Origin of the sequence: Cryobacterium sp. N21 (assembly GCF_002929575.1) — a bacterium.
Taxonomy (GTDB): domain Bacteria; phylum Actinomycetota; class Actinomycetes; order Actinomycetales; family Microbacteriaceae; genus Cryobacterium; species Cryobacterium flavum.
The window spans coordinates 116,828-134,119 of record NZ_PJJQ01000029.1 but is presented as its reverse complement, the minus strand read 5'-3'; the positions used below and the strand labels follow the sequence as shown (position 1 = coordinate 134,119).

Annotated in this window: 18 protein-coding genes and 1 tRNA gene; 4 read left to right on the top strand and 15 right to left on the bottom strand. The window is 66.6% G+C overall.

Annotation, left to right across the window (positions count from 1 at the left end; genetic code table 11):
• Positions 1-27 precede the first annotated feature (27 nt).
• The 8 genes from CXY77_RS20910 to CXY77_RS05655 form a co-directional block, all read right to left on the bottom strand.
• Positions 28-1,218, bottom strand: a complete 1,191-nt coding sequence (locus CXY77_RS20910; RefSeq protein WP_158252786.1) for a M23 family metallopeptidase — start codon at positions 1,216-1,218, stop codon at positions 28-30.
• Between the two features lie 182 nt (positions 1,219-1,400).
• Positions 1,401-2,237 (bottom strand): inositol monophosphatase family protein, encoded by an 837-nt coding sequence (locus tag CXY77_RS05685; RefSeq protein WP_104129787.1) that lies wholly within the window; start codon positions 2,235-2,237, stop codon positions 1,401-1,403.
• A gap of 83 nt (positions 2,238-2,320) precedes the next feature.
• Positions 2,321-2,405, bottom strand: a tRNA-Tyr gene (locus CXY77_RS05680).
• Between the two features lie 114 nt (positions 2,406-2,519).
• Entirely contained in the window at positions 2,520-3,146 is a 627-nt protein-coding gene (locus CXY77_RS05675) for a hypothetical protein (protein WP_104088906.1), read from the bottom strand.
• A complete protein-coding gene (locus tag CXY77_RS05670) occupies positions 3,139-3,963 on the bottom strand; it encodes a hypothetical protein (RefSeq protein ID WP_104129786.1) in 825 nt (274 codons plus the stop codon). Before CXY77_RS05670 ends, CXY77_RS05675 begins: the two co-directional genes overlap by 8 nt.
• Before the next feature lie 34 nt (positions 3,964-3,997).
• Positions 3,998-4,513, bottom strand: coding sequence for an ABC transporter permease (locus CXY77_RS05665; RefSeq protein ID WP_104088173.1), 516 nt, complete (start codon positions 4,511-4,513; stop codon positions 3,998-4,000).
• A 6-nt stretch (positions 4,514-4,519) separates the two neighbouring features.
• Positions 4,520-4,855 carry an ATP-binding cassette domain-containing protein gene (locus CXY77_RS05660; protein WP_104129785.1) on the bottom strand — a complete coding sequence of 112 codons (336 nt, stop codon included), beginning with the start codon at positions 4,853-4,855 and terminating at the stop codon, positions 4,520-4,522.
• The gene (locus tag CXY77_RS05655; RefSeq protein ID WP_104129784.1) at positions 4,848-6,065 is read right to left on the bottom strand and encodes an efflux RND transporter periplasmic adaptor subunit; all 1,218 of its coding nucleotides are present in this window, start codon (positions 6,063-6,065) and stop codon (positions 4,848-4,850) included. The genes CXY77_RS05660 and CXY77_RS05655 overlap by 8 nt, the downstream gene beginning before the upstream one ends.
• A gap of 202 nt (positions 6,066-6,267) precedes the next feature.
• Here CXY77_RS05655 and CXY77_RS05650 point away from each other — a divergent pair, with 202 nt between their 5' ends.
• The gene (locus tag CXY77_RS05650) at positions 6,268-6,756 is read left to right on the top strand and encodes a YajQ family cyclic di-GMP-binding protein (RefSeq protein ID WP_092340465.1); all 489 of its coding nucleotides are present in this window, start codon (positions 6,268-6,270) and stop codon (positions 6,754-6,756) included.
• Positions 6,757-6,963: 207 nt separating this feature from the next.
• Here CXY77_RS05650 and CXY77_RS05645 read toward each other — a convergent pair whose 3' ends face one another.
• Genes CXY77_RS05645 through ubiE form a run of 3 tightly spaced genes read right to left on the bottom strand, consistent with a single transcriptional unit; the run spans position 6,964 to position 10,204 of the window.
• A complete protein-coding gene (locus CXY77_RS05645; protein WP_092340466.1) occupies positions 6,964-8,346 on the bottom strand; it encodes an FAD-dependent oxidoreductase in 1,383 nt (460 codons plus the stop codon).
• Positions 8,347-8,393: 47 nt separating this feature from the next.
• Entirely contained in the window at positions 8,394-9,464 is a 1,071-nt protein-coding gene (locus tag CXY77_RS05640; protein ID WP_233197255.1) for a polyprenyl synthetase family protein, read from the bottom strand.
• Positions 9,465-9,493: 29 nt separating this feature from the next.
• Complete coding sequence (gene ubiE / locus CXY77_RS05635; RefSeq protein WP_092340468.1) at positions 9,494-10,204, bottom strand: bifunctional demethylmenaquinone methyltransferase/2-methoxy-6-polyprenyl-1,4-benzoquinol methylase UbiE; 711 nt, start codon at positions 10,202-10,204, stop codon at positions 9,494-9,496.
• A gap of 94 nt (positions 10,205-10,298) precedes the next feature.
• Between ubiE and CXY77_RS05630 the strand changes: the two genes are divergently transcribed.
• Entirely contained in the window at positions 10,299-11,531 is a 1,233-nt protein-coding gene (locus tag CXY77_RS05630) for an isochorismate synthase MenF (protein WP_233197254.1), read from the top strand.
• A 77-nt stretch (positions 11,532-11,608) separates the two neighbouring features.
• On the opposite strand, the gene CXY77_RS05625 is transcribed toward CXY77_RS05630, so the two are convergent.
• From CXY77_RS05625 to CXY77_RS05610, 4 genes are all read right to left on the bottom strand, one after another.
• Entirely contained in the window at positions 11,609-13,126 is a 1,518-nt protein-coding gene (locus CXY77_RS05625; protein WP_104129783.1) for a 2Fe-2S iron-sulfur cluster-binding protein, read from the bottom strand.
• Entirely contained in the window at positions 13,123-14,148 is a 1,026-nt protein-coding gene (locus CXY77_RS05620; RefSeq protein WP_140425486.1) for an FAD:protein FMN transferase, read from the bottom strand. The genes CXY77_RS05625 and CXY77_RS05620 overlap by 4 nt, the downstream gene beginning before the upstream one ends.
• 1 nt (position 14,149) lies before the next feature.
• Positions 14,150-14,554 carry a hypothetical protein gene (locus CXY77_RS20320; RefSeq protein ID WP_199181890.1) on the bottom strand — a complete coding sequence of 135 codons (405 nt, stop codon included), beginning with the start codon at positions 14,552-14,554 and terminating at the stop codon, positions 14,150-14,152.
• Complete coding sequence (locus CXY77_RS05610; protein ID WP_140425485.1) at positions 14,541-14,987, bottom strand: hypothetical protein; 447 nt, start codon at positions 14,985-14,987, stop codon at positions 14,541-14,543. Before CXY77_RS05610 ends, CXY77_RS20320 begins: the two co-directional genes overlap by 14 nt.
• 121 nt (positions 14,988-15,108) lie before the next feature.
• Between CXY77_RS05610 and CXY77_RS05605 the strand changes: the two genes are divergently transcribed.
• Positions 15,109-15,804 carry a response regulator transcription factor gene (locus CXY77_RS05605; RefSeq protein ID WP_104088163.1) on the top strand — a complete coding sequence of 232 codons (696 nt, stop codon included), beginning with the start codon at positions 15,109-15,111 and terminating at the stop codon, positions 15,802-15,804.
• An 11-nt stretch (positions 15,805-15,815) separates the two neighbouring features.
• Positions 15,816-17,258 carry a HAMP domain-containing sensor histidine kinase gene (locus CXY77_RS05600; protein ID WP_233197253.1) on the top strand — a complete coding sequence of 481 codons (1,443 nt, stop codon included), beginning with the start codon at positions 15,816-15,818 and terminating at the stop codon, positions 17,256-17,258.
• Positions 17,259-17,292: the final 34 nt, after the last annotated feature.

The following is a 17,292-nucleotide window of genomic DNA, read 5'->3' as shown; positions in this document are numbered from 1 at the left end:
CCGCGGGGCGGAGCTGCCGCGGTTGGGCTAGTTCGTGTTGGCGTAGAGCCAGGCGAGAGGGTCGACCTTGGTGCCGGTGATTCCGCCCTGGCGAATCTCGAAGTGCAGGTGCGGGCCGGTCGACATGCCGGTGCTGCCGGTCTTGCCGATGACCTGACCGACCTTGACCACATCGCCCTCCTTGAAGAGCATCGAGCCGTGAATCATGTGCGCGTACACGCTCGTCACAAGCTCGCCGTTGATCATGTGGTCGATCATCATGTGCACGCCGAGGCTGGCTTCGCCGTCTTCGGCGTAGCTCACCACACCGTCGGCAATGGTCTGGATCGGGGCGCCGAGACCGGGGTTGAAGTCCTGTCCGCCGTGGTTCACTGAGCAGCCGGCGCAGTTGCGATAGCCGATCTGGTCACCGATGTGCACGCCCACGGCGAAGGGCCACTGGATGGTGCCATTCGGGTTGTTGGTGAAGGTGTCTTCCATGCGGATACCGCTGGCGGCAGCAACTTCGGCGATGGTGCTCGACTCGTAGCCATCGCGCTCGACGGTGACGGTGTCACCACCGGCCATGTCCATGCTCTGCCCCTCATCAGCCGGCAGAACGCGCTGGGCTTCCAAAACGGATGCCTGTACGTCCTGCGACGAGAGCAGTGCCTCAGCCGGAATCGAGGTGGCCACGGCCATCAACGCCACGAAAGACATGGCAAGAATGGATGCGCCCTTGGCCGCACGCTTGCGCATGGTGCTGCCCAGCGGCCGCGCGCGGGGGGTGCGGCGCGGCAGCGCGCCAGCGGGAACGAAGTCGCGCGCGGGAGCAAACGTCTCGCCGGGCTTCTGCTCGATACGCTGGCGGCGGCGCGGCAGGTCGCCGGCGGCGGGAATCACCGTCGGAATCGACTGGGTGACGCCGGGAGCCAGCAGCTTCTCGTAGTCGGTGGGCTCGGCGTCGGCGACCGGCACTGCCGCGACGATCCGGTCCGTTTCGGTCACGACCGCCGGTTCAATGTCGGGTTCACCGAGGTCGGCGGCGACGATCAGGTCGGCGGCGGGGCTGAGACGAACGACGTCTTCGACACCTTCGTCGACCGGTGCAGCAGTCGATTCCGCGACTCGAGAGAAGGCCACTCGCTCGCGCTCACGCAGTTCGCGACGTGTCAGAGCAGCCGGTTCTGCCGGGGGAAAAACGGTGCCGTCACTCTCGCCGGACACGGAGGTGTCCATGGATGGAGTGTGACGTGACAAAGTGCAGCTTTCGGCGTAGCGGACGGGATCTCGTGCTCGTTCTGGATAACGCCACATGACGCCATGCAAATATAACGAATTGATTAAGGGTAACGCGCAACCCTGAGAATACCAGAGGAAAGTGACCAATCACACCCAAACGGGGGTAGGGGGGCGTAATGTCACCGGGCTTTTGCGCCAAACGGGAAGCGTTCGAAGAGTCCGGCGAGCACGGGTTCGAACTGATCGTAGAGGTCAGGGGCGGCTGCGATGAGCAGGTCGTGACCCTCGGCATCCGCTTGCAGAGCGCCAACTTTGGCCCCCGCCTCGCGGGCGATCAGGGCGCCGGCGGCGTGATCCCACGGGTTGAGTCCGCGTTCAAAATAGAGGTCGAGCCGCCCGCAGGCGACGGAACACAGGTCGAGTGCGGCCGAACCAATACGACGGATGTCCCGCACCTGGCCGATCAGACCGCCCACGACCTTCGCCTGCCAGACCCGCCGGCTGGCGTCGTAGCCGAATCCGGTGCCGGCCAGCGCGAGCGACAGTGGTACGTCATGGTTGACGTGCAGGCGCGCATCGCCCAGCCAGGCGCCGGAGCCGGCGGACGCTGTGAACACTTCGCCGAGCGCGGGGTTGACGACCGCGCCGGCGAGGGCGTTCCAGCTGGCCGGGTCGGGCTCGCCCTGCACGACGGCGATGCTGACGGCGTAGAACGGAACAGCGTAAAGGTAGTTGACGGTGCCGTCGATGGGATCGACGACCCAGGTGAGTCCGCTGGTACCGCCGGTCGCGTCGGATTCCTCACCGTAGAACCCGTCGTTTGGGCGGGCGTCGGCGAGTAGGCCTTGAATGAGCAGCTCGACCTCACGGTCGGCCGCGGTGACAATGTCTTCGGGCGACGACTTCGAGGCGGCGATCTCGACGCCCTCGACGCGGCGACGATGGGCCAGCGCGCCGGCGGTGAGAGCGATGGTGCGCGCGAGGTCGAGCAGCTCGGTCGGGGCAGGATGCGTCATGCCCTCACGCTACAGGCCGCGCCTCAACCAAAACAGGCAGACCCGAAGGCCTGCCTGTTTGCAGTGGTGAACTGCTCTGGTGCTGGTGGCGAGTGCGAGGTTCGAACTCACGAAGGCTACGCCGTCTGATTTACAGTCAGATCCCTTTGGCCGCTTGGGTAACTCGCCAGGCGCTCCCGACCAGGTGTAATCACTTGACCGGAGACGCGGGGTTAACACTACAAGACGAAACGCCTCACCGAGAAATCAGCGAGTGCCGACTTCCGCAGTGAGGCGCATCCGCTACCCCGCCGGCGGTCCACCCAGGCCGATCGGCGGGGTGCGCGTCACGGTCGACGTGTCGCCGCCGAGGCCGCTGAGCCCGCTGTCGGTTTGGGTATCGGTGCTGGCAATTGCCGCGTTTAGATCCGCCAGAATCACCTCGTCTCCGGCGTTGACGCCCGACGCGATCTCGGTCAACTCGGAGCCGACGGCACCGACCTTCACCACCGTGCTCGTCGATACGCCGTCCTTCAGCAGGTCGACCGTGTAGGACGAGTCGGCCACGTGCACGGCCGAGGTCGGCACCGCGAGCACCTCGTTGAGGCTCGCCACCTCAACGGTGACTGCGGCCGATGCGCCGTTTAGAAGGTTCGGGTCGGCGCCCTCGAGCGCGATCTGTACCGTGTACGACGGCGTGGATGACGTCGACACGTTGAGAATTCCGAAATCACCTTCCGGCGAGCGGGTCATGGCATAGGCCACGCCGCCGCCCGAGGCGACGAGCAGCGCGGCGACCGTTCCCACGGCCAGCAAGCGTCGGCGCTTTTGCCTGGTCGCCCGCAGGTTCTTGGCCGATGGCCCGGCGGCCGGCGCCAGCACGGCGTCGTCCGGAGCGGATGCGACTTCCTCCCCTCCGGCCTTACTCATTTGCCGCGTCTCCCATGCGGCGACCGGGGCCAGCCATGGCGCTCACGCAGCCTTCATCGCTGGCCACCGAGAGGGCCACAGCGGTGGCAGCGAACGATCCGCTGTCGTCAGCTTCGCCCTGAGCGGTCGCGCAGAGTCCCACCGCGACGGCCGACGAATCAGATGCGGATGTCTTCGTGTAGCTGGTCGCGCTGGCAACCGTCATCGATTCGCTCGTTACGACGCTGTCAGCGTCGGTCGAGTCGACCGTGATCTCGGTCGCCGTGACCGAGCCGTTTGTGCGGGAGCCGAAGCCGCCGCCATCCGCTGGCAGGTCGGTGGGCATATCGGTCAGCATTCCGGTCGAGGCGGTTCCGTCGGCGCCGGCGGGCATGTCGGTCGGCGGTGTGCCGCCGTCCATTCCGCCGCCAGCCGCTCCGCCGCCCATTCCGCCGAACCCCGAGTCGCATGCGCCATCGACGACATCGGTGATGGATACGGTGGTCGCGACGGTTGCGGCATCCGTTCCGTCGGCCGCTGCCGCGCTGGAGACGTTCACGCACTGGCCCACGGTGACGTCGGCCAGGGTCGCGGCGAGCGTCGAGGTAAAGGTCGTGGCCGTCGTGTAGGTCACCGCGGTCTGGGAGTCGGTGTCTTGCAGTTGAAAGCTGAGATCGGTCAGGGCGGCGATCTCACCGGTCACCCCGGGCGCGACCCGTGCTTGCTGGGTGGCCACGGGGGTGGCGGTGGCCACGGGCGTTGCCGTGGTGGTGGCCGCGCAGCCCGAGAGCAGCAGCACGCCGCCGAGAAAGGCGGTGCGGCGATTGAGTCTCAGCATGTCAGTGGTCTCATTTCGGTTCGTAAGTATGGATTTATTCGCCGCGCAGCGCATTAATGGGGGCGAGGCGGGCGGCCCGGGTGGCCGGATACACGCCGAAGCTCACGCCGATCACGATGGCGACACCGATCGACAGCGCGACGGCGGCCGGCGAGACGACGATCGAGCTGCCGATCACCCCCGGCAGGAGAAGTGCTGCGGCGACGCCGAGCACCGCTCCGAGCAGCCCACCACTGAGGCCGAGAATGGCCGCCTCGATCAGAAACTGCTGGCGGATGGCGCCCGGCGGCGCTCCGAGCGCCTTGCGCAGGCCGATCTCGCGGGTGCGCTCCGACACCGACACGAGCATGATGTTCATGACCCCGATGCCGCCGACCAGCAGCGACAGCGCGGCAACTCCGGTGAGCAGAATTGTGAGGGTCTCATAGACGGCCGTGGCGGTGCTGACCAGGGCGTCCTGGCTGCTGATGGTGAAGTCGGCGGCCGTGCTGTCGGTGATCGAGAGCAGGTTGAGCAGCGGCACTCCGCCGTAGATCAGCGGCAATTCCACGTTGCGTCAGGCTGGCAGCGACGACAACAGGTTGAAGCCCTGAAAGACGAAGCCGATCTGGCGGTTGCGAATCTCGGCGAGTTCCACCGCGTCGAGGTCGTTCACGTCGGTGCCGCCGAGGCGGTATTCGCCGCGGCTGAGGGTGTCGAGGCAGCCGAGCACGTTCATGATCGTGGACTCTCCCGACCCCGACGGCCCCATGATGGCGACGTATTCACCCTCGTAGATAGCGAGATCGATGCCCTTGAGCGCTTCGAATTCGATGCTGCCGGAACGGTAGGTCTTGCCGGCGTTACGCAACTCGATCACTGGGGATGCGGCATCCGTTTGTGCGTTATCCATTGTTCGCGCCTCCGGGCATCTGGCCGGCCGGAAAGTCGCCGGTGGGCATCTCTCCGCCTGGAAAACCGCCGGTGCGGTCGGTGCCGGCGTTGCCGCTGCCGGGGGTGAAGGTAGCGACAATGACCTCGTCACCCTCGGCGAGCCCCGCCGTGATCTCGGTGAGGTTGCCGACCGTCGCGCCGACGGTGACCGGAGTGGACACCTCGGTGCCATCGGTGTCTTTCACGGTCACAACGGATGCCCCATCCACGCTGGTCACGGCCGCACTCGCCACGGTGAGCACGTCGGTGCGGCGTTCGTACACGATCGCCGCGGTCACGGCGACACCGTCGAAGAGTCCCTCGGGCGTACCGGTGACGGCGACGACCACCGGGTAGGCGGCAACGCCAGTCGTGCTGGACGGCAGCAGGCCGATCTCGGAGACGGTGCCGAAGAAGGCGGTTCCGTCATCGAGGGAGAGTTCGACCTGGTCGTTCGCCGCGATGAGCGCGACATCCGCTTCGCCCACGGTGAGGTCGACCGTCCAGGCGTCGGTGCCGACGATCGTGAACGCGGTGCTGCTGGCGGTGGTCGTGCTGCCGGCTCCGGCGGCTGCTGTTCCGCCGGCTGCGGCGGCTCCGGTCGAACTGCTGCTGCTGCCCGCAGACACCACATCGCCCACGGCGACGTTCACGACGGTGACGAGCCCGGCGACCTGAGCGGTGAGGGTGACAGCGCTCTGTGCGGCCAGGGCCTCGTCGACTCCGTTCTGCGCGGTCGTGACGTTGGCCACGTTGGCCGCGATCTGGGCCAGGCCGGCCGTCGAACCATCGCTCGAATCCTGGCTGTCCGCCAGTTTAGCCGCGGCGCTCGCGAGGGTGGCGCGCGCCTGGAGCAGGTCGGCGTCGACGGTGAGGGTGTCGACGGCAGCGAGCACGTCACCGGCCGCGACGACCGTGCCGGCGACAACGTTCACTCCGGTGACGTTTCCAGAAGCTGCGAACGACACCTCTTCCTGCACGGTCGGGGTGAGGGTGCCGGTCGCCGAGACGCTCTGTTCCATGGTCTCGAGGCTCGCGGCCACGGTCTGGGTGACCGGGCTCGCCACGGCGCTCGTCGCCTGGGCTGCGATGATCCACCAGGTACCTCCGCCGGCCAGGGTGAGCACGATGACTCCGCTCAGCACCCACCAGCGGGCTCGTATGCGTCGGATTCGGCTGCGCAGTTTCATCGTTCTCCTCATATATGTTCACCGCCGCGGTATCCGTTGCGGCTAAGGCGAACCCAAGGAGCACGCCTATGCCCAAGGCCTCCACTGCCTATCAATCGCCTATGAGCCACGCGAAAGCGCACGCGTTGGCGAGGACGGGTGCCCGTTTGAGCACTCCAATCGGGCACTTTTTGCGCTCTCGCGGGTCGGATACCATGGGGGAATGGCAGATTCAACGTTCGACATCGTCAGCAAGGTCGACCCGATGGAGGTCGACAACGCCCTCAACCAGGCGCATAAGGAAGTCGCGCAGCGCTACGACTTCAAGAACGTGGGGGCCTCAATCGCGATGAGCGGCGAAAAGGTGCTCATGAAGGCGAACACCGAGGAGCGCGTCAAGGCGATCCTCGAGGTGTTCGAGGCCAAGCTGATCAAGCGCGGCATCTCGCTGCGCAGCCTCGATGCCGGCGAGCCGTTCGCCTCCGGCAAGGAGTATCGCATCGAGACGACAATGAAGGCTGGCATCGACCAGGAGAATGCGAAGAAGATCAGCAAGATCATTCGCGATGAGGGGCCCAAGGGCGTCAAGAGCCAGATTCAGGGTGACGAACTGCGCGTCAGCTCCAAGAGCCGCGACGACCTGCAGGCCGTGATGGCCCTGCTCAAGGGCAAGGACCTCGACGTGGCCCTGCAGTTCACGAACTTCCGCTAGCCGGCGCTCCGCGGGCCACCGGGCCCACCTTCGGGAACCGGGACCAAGATAGAACATGGGCCCAGTTTCCGAGCCCGGACCCGGAAAGGTAGACCCGCGGGCCCGGAAGGGTAGACCCGCGGGCCTCCGGGCCCACCTTATGGCCGTGGGCCCAGTTTATAAACTGGGCCCGTGGACGGGGCCTGGGCCCCGTCCGAGGGGGGCGGGCTACTCGGCTCGGGAGACGGCCACCATCTCGTCGCGGTCGACGACCTTGATGCGGATGCGGCCCACGGCCTCACCGAGGGCGAGCTCGTGCTGGTCCAGGTTGTGCCAGCCGTCGAGGCCCGTGTAGCGAACGCCTCGCGCATCGAGCAGCTCAACGATGCTCTCCTCCGACGGCGACTCGGGCCGCCACCAGTTGCCGAGGTCGTTGATCAGGTGCTTGATGGTTTCCATGGCGTCACTCTTGGTGTGGCCGATCAGTCCCACCGGCCCGCGCTTGATCCACCCGGTCGCGTAGACGCCGTACATCTGCTGGTTGAACAATCCGCCGGTGCCGGCTGACGGGTCGCGGCGCAGCACCTGGCCTTCACGGTTGGGAATGACGCCGCGCTTCTTGTCGAACGGCACGTCGGGCAGTTCGGATCCGAAGTAGCCGACCGCCCGGTAGACGGCCTGAACCGGGATCTCTCGAATTTCACCCGTTCCGACGACGCCGCCGGCGGCATCCGTTGTGGTGCGTTCCCACCGAAAAGCCGCGACCCGGCCGGTGCCGTCATCGACGATCTCCACGGGCTTGGCGAAGAAGTGCAGGTGCAGGCGGCGGCTGGCCGTGCCGGACTCGCGGGCCCGCCAGACGTTCAGCGTCTTGTCGATCACGAAGACCTGCTTGTTGCTCGCAACGGCGGCTTTCGCGGCCTCGTCGTAGTCGAAGTCTTCGTCGTAGACGATCATGTCGACGTCCCGAAGCTCGCCGACTTCCCGCAGTTCCAGGGGCGTGAATTTAACGGATGTCGGCCCGCGGCGCCCAAAAATGTGCACGTCGGTCACCGGTGACGCCTTGAGTCCGTCATAGACGTTCGCAGGAATCTCGGTCGGCAACAGGTCGTCGGCGTGCTTGATGAGCATGCGGGACACGTCGAGCGCCACGTTGCCATTGCCGATCACGGCGATTTCGCGCGCCTCGAGCGGCCAGGTACGCGGCACGTCGGGGTGACCGTCGAACCAGCTGACGAAGTCGGCGGCGCCAAAGGAGCCGTCAAGTGCGGCGCCCGGAATGTTCAGGTCGGCGTCTTGTACAGCGCCGGTCGCGAAGATGACCGCGTTGTAGTGCTTCTTGAGGTCGTCGAGGGTCACGTCCACCCCGAACCGCACGTTGCCGAACACTCGAATATCGCCGCTGTCCAGCACCCCGCGCAGCGCGGTGATGATGCCCTTGATGCGCGGGTGGTCGGGACTGACGCCGTAGCGCACGAGCCCGTACGGCGCCGGCAGGTGATCGAACAGGTCGATCGAGACCTCAAAATTGCGTTCGGCCTTGAGCAGAATATCGGCGGCGTAGATGCCCGCCGGTCCTGCGCCGACGATGGCCAGTCTCAATTTGGTCACGGAAGATTCCTTACTGCTCGAGCATTCGGGGCACGCCCCAACACGCTCTAGCTGGAGCGCTCGACGATGGACTCGGCGAATCGGGTGAGTGCTTTCTTGACCGAACCGTTCGGCAACGGCGTCAGGGCGGCTACCGCGTCGCGGGCCCAGCCGTGTGCTTCGGCGAGGGTCTCAGCGGTGACGGCGTGCTCGCGCAGCGCGGTGATGGCCCTATCGGCGGCCTCCGTCTGCGCCGAACCGTCGACCATGACGTCGCGTTCCAGCCGGTGCAGTAGATCAGCGGATGCCCCATCACTCACGGCGCGCTCCCGCAACCGAAGCAGGGGAAGCGTGACGACGCCAGCCCGGAGGTCCGTTCCCGGCACCTTGCCGGTCTCCTGCGGCTGCGGCGACAGGTCGAGCACGTCGTCGATGAGTTGAAAGGCCACGCCGATCTTCTCGCCGAAGTCCACGACCGGCTGCTCGTACTCGGCCGGGGCGTTGGAGAACACCACACCGCCCTGGGCGGCCGCGGCGATGAGCGAACCGGTCTTACCGGCCAGCACCTGAATGTAGTGCTCGACCGGGTCTTCACCCGGGCGCGGACCGACCGTCTCCTGAAACTGGCCGAGCACGAGGCGCTCAAAGGTGGTCGCCTGCAGTTTGATGGCCCGTTCGCCGAGGCGGGCCATCAGCTGGCTGGCGCGGGCGAACAGCAGGTCGCCGGTGAGGATGGCGACGGAATTGCCCCACACGGTTTGGGCGCTCGGCACACCGCGGCGTTTGTCGGCGTCGTCCATCACGTCATCGTGATAGAGCGAGGCGAGGTGGGTCAGTTCGATGGCCGCCGCCGCCGTGATCACATCGGGCACAACGCCATCGCCCAAGTGCGCGGTGAGCAGCGCGAGCATTGGACGCACCCGTTTGCCCCCCGCGTTCAGCAGGTAGCGACTGGTGACGGTGGCAATTTCGTTGGCGTAGACCAGCTCGTCGATGAGCGCGGCTTCGACCTTTTCGATACCGGCATCAATGTTCGCGGCCAGGCCGCGGTCGGCGGGGGAAGAGAAAATGCGATCGCCGAGGCCCGCCTGGCTGGTCACCGACGCGCTGCGTCGAATCACGGGGGCTCTGGATTTCACGTAAGTTAGCCTATCGAGTTGATCCGGGGTCAGGATGCCGCGGGCTTGGTTCCGCGGTGCAGCGCCACGATGCCGAGTGTGAGGTTGCGGTAGGCGACGGCGGAGTATCCGGCCGAGCGCAGCCATCCGCTGAGCACCGGCTGGGTCGGCCAGGCCGCGATCGACTCGCCGAGGTAGTCGTAGGCTTCGGCGTTCGACGAGGCGAGGCGCACCACCCGCGGCATGACGTGATTGAGATACGCGAAGTAGCTCTGGCGCACGAGTGAAAGCGGCGGAGTGGAGAACTCGCAGATGACAACGCGACCGCCGGGCTTGGTCACCCGGTAGAACTCGGCGAGCGCCTTCTTCGGTTCGACCACGTTGCGCAGGCCAAATGAGATGGTGACGGCGTCGAACTCGTTGTCTTTAAAGGGAAGGGCGGTGGCGTCGGCCTGCACGAACTCGATGTTCGGGTTGTGCGCGTGGCGATTCTGGCCGACCTCAATCATGCCGGCCGAGAAATCGGCGGCGACGACGTGGGCTCCGCTGTGGGCGAGGGCCGCGCTGGAGGTTCCGGTGCCGGCGGCGATGTCGAGAATGCGCTCGCCAGCCTGCGGGCTGACCGCCTTGGTCGTCGCGAGGCGCCAGAGCGACGCGTTGCCGACCGACAGCAGCGCGTTCGTGCGGTCATAGTGGGCGGCGACCTCGTCGAACATGGCAGCCACCTGCGCGGGCCGTTTGTTCAGGTCTGCTCTATTCACCCCATCATTCTAGGATGCGAACGACCAGCGAAACTGCATGGTTGCCGGGGCACGGATTCGCATAGCTGCAGTGGCGCGGGCGTAGGCTACAGAAGTGAATGTGCAGGCCTTGACGGTCGAAACCTCCCCGATAGCCGATATCCGCCAACTGATCCTGCTGCTCGATGGCCGCTCGCCCCTGCTCTGGATGCGTCGCAACCAGGGTCTGGCCGGCATCGGCTGCGCACTGAGGCTTGAATTCTCCGGCCCCACCCGCATGACGGATGCCGCCGCCGCCTGGAAACAGGTCGCCCGGTTGGCCACCGTGACCGACCCGCTCGCGCGCACCGGCACCGGGCTGCTCGCGTTCGGCGCTTTCGCGTTCGATGAGTCGTCTGTGCAAACCAGCGTGCTGATCGTGCCCGAGATCATCGTTGGCCGCGAAGATGGCCAGTGCTGGGTGACGCGCATCTGGGCGACCGGGCAGAGCGCACCGGAGAACCCGCTCGCGCTGCATCCGCTCGGCGACGAGTATCGCATCGCCTTGCTGCCCGGAGCGCTGCCCCCCGACGGTTTTCGCGCAGCGGTCAGCTCGGGCATTGAGCACATTCGGGCCCAGCAGGTCAATAAGGTTGTGCTCGCCCGCGACCTGGTCGGGCGGGTACCAGCCGAATCCGACCTGCGCCGCGCCATCACCAAACTCGCCCTCGGGTACCCGGACTGCTGGACCTACGCCGTTGACGGCCTCATCGGGTCGAGCCCGGAGACCCTCATTCGCGCCGACCACGGTTCGGTCAACGCCCGCGTGCTGGCCGGCACGATCTCCCGCGGAGCGGATGCCGAGGACGACCGTGAGGCGGCACTGGCCCTGGCCACCTCCTCGAAAGACGGCGACGAGCACGAGTTCGCCGTGCAGAGCGTGCTCAAGTCGCTGCGCCCGCACACCTCGGTGCTCGCGACGAGCGAGATTCCGTTCACCGTGAAGCTGCCGAACCTGTGGCACCTCGCGACGGATCTCGAGGGCACCCTGAGCGACGGGTCGACGTCGCTCGACCTGATCGCGGCGTTGCACCCGACCGCTGCGGTCGCCGGAACCCCCACCGACCAGGCACTGAATCTCATTCGCGAGCTCGAACCGTTCGACCGCGGCCGCTACGCCGGGCCGGTTGGCTGGGTTGGCGCCGACGGCGACGGCGAGTGGGCGATCGCCCTGCGCTGCGCCCAGGTTGCTCCCGAAGGCGGCATCACCGCCTACGCCGGCTGCGGAATCGTGCTGGACTCCGATCCGGAACGCGAGCTCGCCGAAACGAAGATGAAGTTTCGCCCCATCGTGGAGGCCTTCGGCTGACTCCAGCCCCACCCCCGCCGCGCGAGGGGTCGCGAATCGACCCAAGCGAGCGATTTGCGCCCCCCGCTTTGGCGAACCTAGATGTTCAAGACCAGCGCGGGCGTCTGCGCGCGCGAGACGCAGGGGTACATCACACCGAGGGCGTCCTTCTCGGTGTCGTCGAGTATCGAGTCCAAATGTTCGGGAATTCCCTCGACCACGCGCACCTCACAGGTGCCGCAGATTCCCTTACGGCAGGAGCCCAGGATGGGCACGCCATGGGCTTCGAGCGAGTCGAGCAGGTTCTCCTCGGCGGTCACGGTAAATTCCACGCGGCTCTTGCGGCAGGTGACCTGAATCGGCGTGGCCGGCCGGGCCGCCCGCTCGAGGGGAATAAACCGTTCGAGGTGCATCCGGTCAGCAGACACTCGCGCCGCCACGGCGTCCATGAGCGATTCCGGCCCGCAGCAGTAGACCTGAGCCGCGGCGGTGAGGGCCGGGCCGCCGAGAACAGAGTCGAGGTCGAGTCCGCCCAGATTCTCGTCACTCGCGTGCACGATCACCTGCTCGGGGTGCGATGCTTCGAGTTCGGCCACGAACGCCATGGTCTGCCGGCTGCGCCCGGCATAGATGAGCCGCCAGGCGCGCCCGGCCGGAAGCGACTCGATCATGGCCTTGATCGGCGTGATGCCGATTCCTCCGGCGATGAAGAGGTAGTCAGCGGCCGGTTCCAGCTCGAAGTGATTCATCGGCCCAGAAACCGACAAGCTCATGCCCGGGACGAGATTTTCGTGGATCCACGCGCTGCCGCCCGCTGACCTGCCAGTGCGCAAAACTGCAATGTCGTAGTGGTGGCGATTTGCGGGGTCGCCGCAGAGCGAATACTGATTCTGCAGGCCGTTCGGCAGGTGCAGGGTGACGTGCGATCCCGGCTGCCAGATGGGCAGAACACCCCAGTCCGGCAGTTCCAAGCGGATGCCGACGACACCGTCTGCGACGGCCGTCGCGCTGGCCACGACCATGGTGCGGAGGGTCGATTGCAGCGGGGCCGCGGAGGGGGCGGCATCCGTTCGCCGGGGTGTGCCGCCGCGCTTGCCGGCGACGATGCGCAGGATTACGGCGATCGCAGCGACCGAGATCAGTGCGATCGAGACAATTTTGTACCAGAGCGTGCCGACGTCGGTTCCGGTGAAACCAGCGTGAAAGGAGATGAGCAGCAGGGCTGCATAGCTGGCGTAGTGCAGGCCCTTCCAGAACTTTCGCGGCAGTCGCTTGAGCATGAGGGAGGACCCCTGCACGGCCACGAGCAGGTAGAAGGCGAGGATACCGAGGGCGACCGGCAGTGGTCTGAACGCCGTCGCGAACGGCACGAGCACCTCAGACGGGGTGAACGACAGCCAGGAATCGATCATGAGCGACACCATGTGCAGGCCGACCATGACCAGAGACGAGCCACCCAGATAACCGTGCAGGTCCTGCAGCCAGGCGGGGTTGTCTATTCGCCGCATGACGCGGGTGGACAGCAGGATGCCCCAGAGCACGGAGGCGGTCATGAGTGCCCAGGCGATCATGGCGCTCGCGCGGGAGATATACCACCAGAGGTGTGGATCGTTCATTGGTACCGGTTCCAGTTCTCGGAGGCGGTGGGGGCACCCATGTGATCGACGACAAGGCCGGCCGCGCCGACCGTGGGAAGCCAGGCCAGGTAGTCGGCGGTGGGCCTGAGAAATCCGGGCTTGGTGAGGGTTTCGGCGCGGGCGCCGGTAGCGGCGATCACCGACACTGTTTGAATGTTCGTGGCCGCACTGTCATGGGTGCGCGGGTCGAGGATATGGTGGTGCTCGCCGGCTGTCGTCGTGAAGCGTCGTTTACGCTGGCTCGATGTCGCCAGCGCGCCGGTGCCGAGGCGAATGATGGCACAGTAACCGGCGGGGTCAAAAGGGTCTTCGACTCCGAGCCGCCAGGCCTGGCCGTCTGCACCCTGTCCGGAGACCGCAATATCCCCTCCAATCTCGGCGAGTGCGCCCCAGGCGCCCTCGTTCATCGCCAGCTCGCAGACCAAGTCCGCGGCGAGCCCTTTGCCGATACCGCCGGCATCCAGTGTCGTGCCGCGCGGCATCCGCACTGTCGTTCCATTGATCTGGATACCGGCCAGGTCACCTGGCGAACGGGCCGTCAAAGGCACGTAGGTGACCCTGCTTGGATCAACGGTCGACGCTGAATAGCCGGCCTCAAGCAGGTCGGGCAACAGCGTGGAATCGTAGTCGCCGCCGGTCAGTTCAGCGCCCGATTGCATGGCACGAATGAGACGCACCGTTAGCTGGTCGACCTTGATTTGACGCCCCTCCGACCAATTCAACCGGGTGATATCGCTGTCGGGCACGAATCGACTCCAGAGCTGCTCGACGCAATCGGCGAGCTCGAAGGTCGCATCCAGCAGGGTAGCGGATGCCCCGACCAGCGTGATTCCTGCGCTCCCGCCCATAAGCGGCTGCCGACGTGACAGCGCTCCCGGCCAGGNCGTGATTCCTGCGCTCCCGCCCATAAGCGGCTGCCGACGTGACAGCGCTCCCGGCCAGGTTCCCGTTCCGGTGAAGACGGCGCGAACGGCGTCGCGGGCGATGGAGTCGGGCGCCACGTCAGCCACCTGACCCGCCAGACGAGGCCGCGACGGGGGCCGGAGCTGGGGCCGGGGCCGGTACCGACGCGGGAGGTGCCGACGCGGGAGCCGGCACGACGGGCGCTGCGGCTGCTGGCGCTGCGGCTGCCTGGATCGGTGCTGCCGGAGCCGCCGGGGCTGGCGCCGGAGCCGCCAGCTCGGGTGCCGGCACGGCCGGTGCGGCGGAAGCGGGGTCGATGGGCGCCACCGCCGGCAGGACCGTAGCCACGTCGGTCGGCGAGGTGCCCGCTGTGCTGAGCGTCGCGTCACTGGCTGCCGCGCTGATCTGAAATCCGGCGACCATGCCTACGAGCGCAAGCGCGCTCGCCGCCCCGGTGATGTTTCGAGCGTGACGGGCCGGCCGACGACGCTTAGTCATCGTCATCGCTGCCCCCATCGCTGTCGTCGTCGTACTCCGAGGAGCCGCCGGCGTCGTCCTCGTCGTCGTCGTTGTAGGTCCCGGTGGCACCCGATCCGCCCGACGTCGCGTCGACGGGTGCACTCGGCGCTGGCACTGCCGCCGGTGACGGGGTCGTTGCTTCCCCGGAGGATTCCGCGGCTGGTTCCGCCCCGGCATTCGAGCCGGCCGGTCCCGGCACCTCTGGCGACGGAGTCCCGCTGGGTTCCGCCATCGGACCCGCGGTGGGCGCAGGCAGCGGCGAAGTCGTCGGCGTGGAAACCGGTTTGAGAACGGTGGTCGCCTGGCCGACCAGCCCGACGGGCGCAAGGGTCAGGGTGTCCGAGTTGACGGCCATCGCCGCGCCGGCCGTTCCGAGTACCCCGATGACCGAGAGCACCATGATCATTTTTGATTTCATGGTTTGAGACTACGAAATCGTCGGTAAACGCCGGCCCGGCGAAGATCCAAGGTTTGTCCAAGAAATCCGACCCGGACCGGCCTCGGCGGGCCACGACCTGCGGGGCCGCCAGACTAGGGTAATGCGAGTTCTAGTGATCGAGGATGACGCCGCCGTTGCCGACGGTCTGATCGACGGACTCAACTACGCCAACTTCGAGACCTTGCGCGTCGCTACCGGCGGGGCCGGGCTAGCCGCCCTCGCCACGTTTCGCCCAGACATCGTGTTGCTCGACCTTGGCCTGCCGGATATGGACGGCACCGACGTGTGCCGCGCCATCCGCTCGAAGGAACAGACCCCGATCATCGTCGTGAGCGCCCGCGACGATGAAATGGACCGCGTGATCGCACTCGAAATCGGTGCCGACGACTATGTGGTCAAACCGTTTGGCATGCGCGAGTTGGTCGCTCGTATTCGCGCGGTGTCGAGGCGCACGGCCAGCCCCGAAACGGACGCCCCGCCCGCCACCGAGCGCCGCTTCGGCCCGCTCGTCATCGATACCCGCGCCCAGCGGGTACTCCTCGCCGACGAGCCCGTGCATCTCACGGCGAAGGAATTCGATCTGCTCGTCTACCTGTCCGATGAGCCCGGGGCCGCGCTGCGTCGGGCCGACATCCTGCATGACGTCTGGGACACCAACTGGTACGGAACGACCAAAACGCTCGACGCCCACATTGCAGCCATTCGTAAAAAACTGGGCGATCCCCGGTGGATCCAGTCCGTGCGCGGTGTCGGATTTCGTTTTGAGCAGCCGACCCTCGCCGAGCCGAACCGATGAAGTGGCGGCTCATGGCGGCCTTCATTTCCGTCACGCTCCTCATGCTGCTCGTGCAGGACGTACCGCTGAGCAACTACCTGCGCAGCGTTGAACGTGACCGCATCATCACCTCGCTCGAGCGCGACGCGTTTGTGCTCGCCGGGCGCAGCGAAGAGGCCCTGGAATCGGCAGTGACCGCCGACGACGCCGCACTGGCGACCCTTGCCCGAACCTATCGCGGAGCCGGCGGCGCCCGAGTAGTCATCGTGAACCCGGCCGGAACGGCAATCGCCACGAGCGACGATGACCAGTCCAGCATCGGCAACGACTACGCCTCACGGCCAGAAATCATGGGTGCCCTCGGCGGGCAAATCATGTCGGGCAGCCGATACTCCGACACGCTTGAACTCCAGCTGCTCTACGTCACCGTGCCCGTATTCAGCGGTGACCGGGTCTTCGGCGCGGTGCGGTTGACCTACCCGGAGCAGGTGATCAACGATGCCGTCAACGATCAGCTGCGGCTGCTCGGCATCGTTGCCCTGACGACGGTGCTCCTCGCCGGCATTGTCGGCTACATCTTCTCCAGCTCAGTCACTCGCCGGCTCAAGCTCCTGAAAGACGCTACTGGGCGGCTCTCGAACGGCGACCTCAGCGCCCGCGCCGACGAGACCAGCGGCGCCCCGGAGGTTCGGTCGCTCTCACGCTCCTTCAACGAGATGGCCGAACGGCTCGACACGCTGCTGCAGGAACAACGACGGTTCGCGGCGGATGCCTCGCACCAGCTGCGCACGCCGCTCACCGCCCTGCGCCTCAAGTTGGAACGAGCCGGCAGTCTGATGGCTACCGACCCGGCGGGGGCATCTGATCGTCTGGCCGCCGCCGAAGCAGAAGCCGACCGGCTCGGCACCATCGTCGAAGGCTTGTTGCTGCTCAGCCGTACGGAGGGTCAACCGACGACACTCGTGGCCGTCGACCTCGCGGAGATTGCTCGTGAACGGGTCGAGCAATGGCATCCGCTCGCCCAGGAATCCGGGGTCACAATTCGCTTCGACGGCCCGGCCACTGCGCTCGTGTCGGCGGTGGCCACCGCCGCGGAACAGATTCTCGACAACTACCTCGACAACGCCCTCTCGGTCAGCCCCGGCAACAGTGTGATCGTCGTCCGCGTCACTGAGAACAAGTCCGCTGCGCGGCCGGACCGCGCCGGTCGTTCGCACGCGGCGCCCCTGACGGAAACGGTGCAGCTCGAGGTGCTCGATGAGGGTCCCGGCCTGAGCATCGAGGAGTGCTCGCGCGCGTTCGACCGGTTCTGGCGGGCCCGCTCCGACAGCACCGGCAGCGGACTCGGCCTTGCCATCGTTGCGCAGCTGGCCAAAGCGAGCCATGCCACCGCAACGTTGACGCCGCGCGGTTCGGGCGGACTCACCGCCTCCGCCACCTTCATGGCCGCCCGGCCGGCGCCTGAAAGCGGGTGAACGGTTGCCTCGGAGTTCCTGAAGCAGCAGCCCA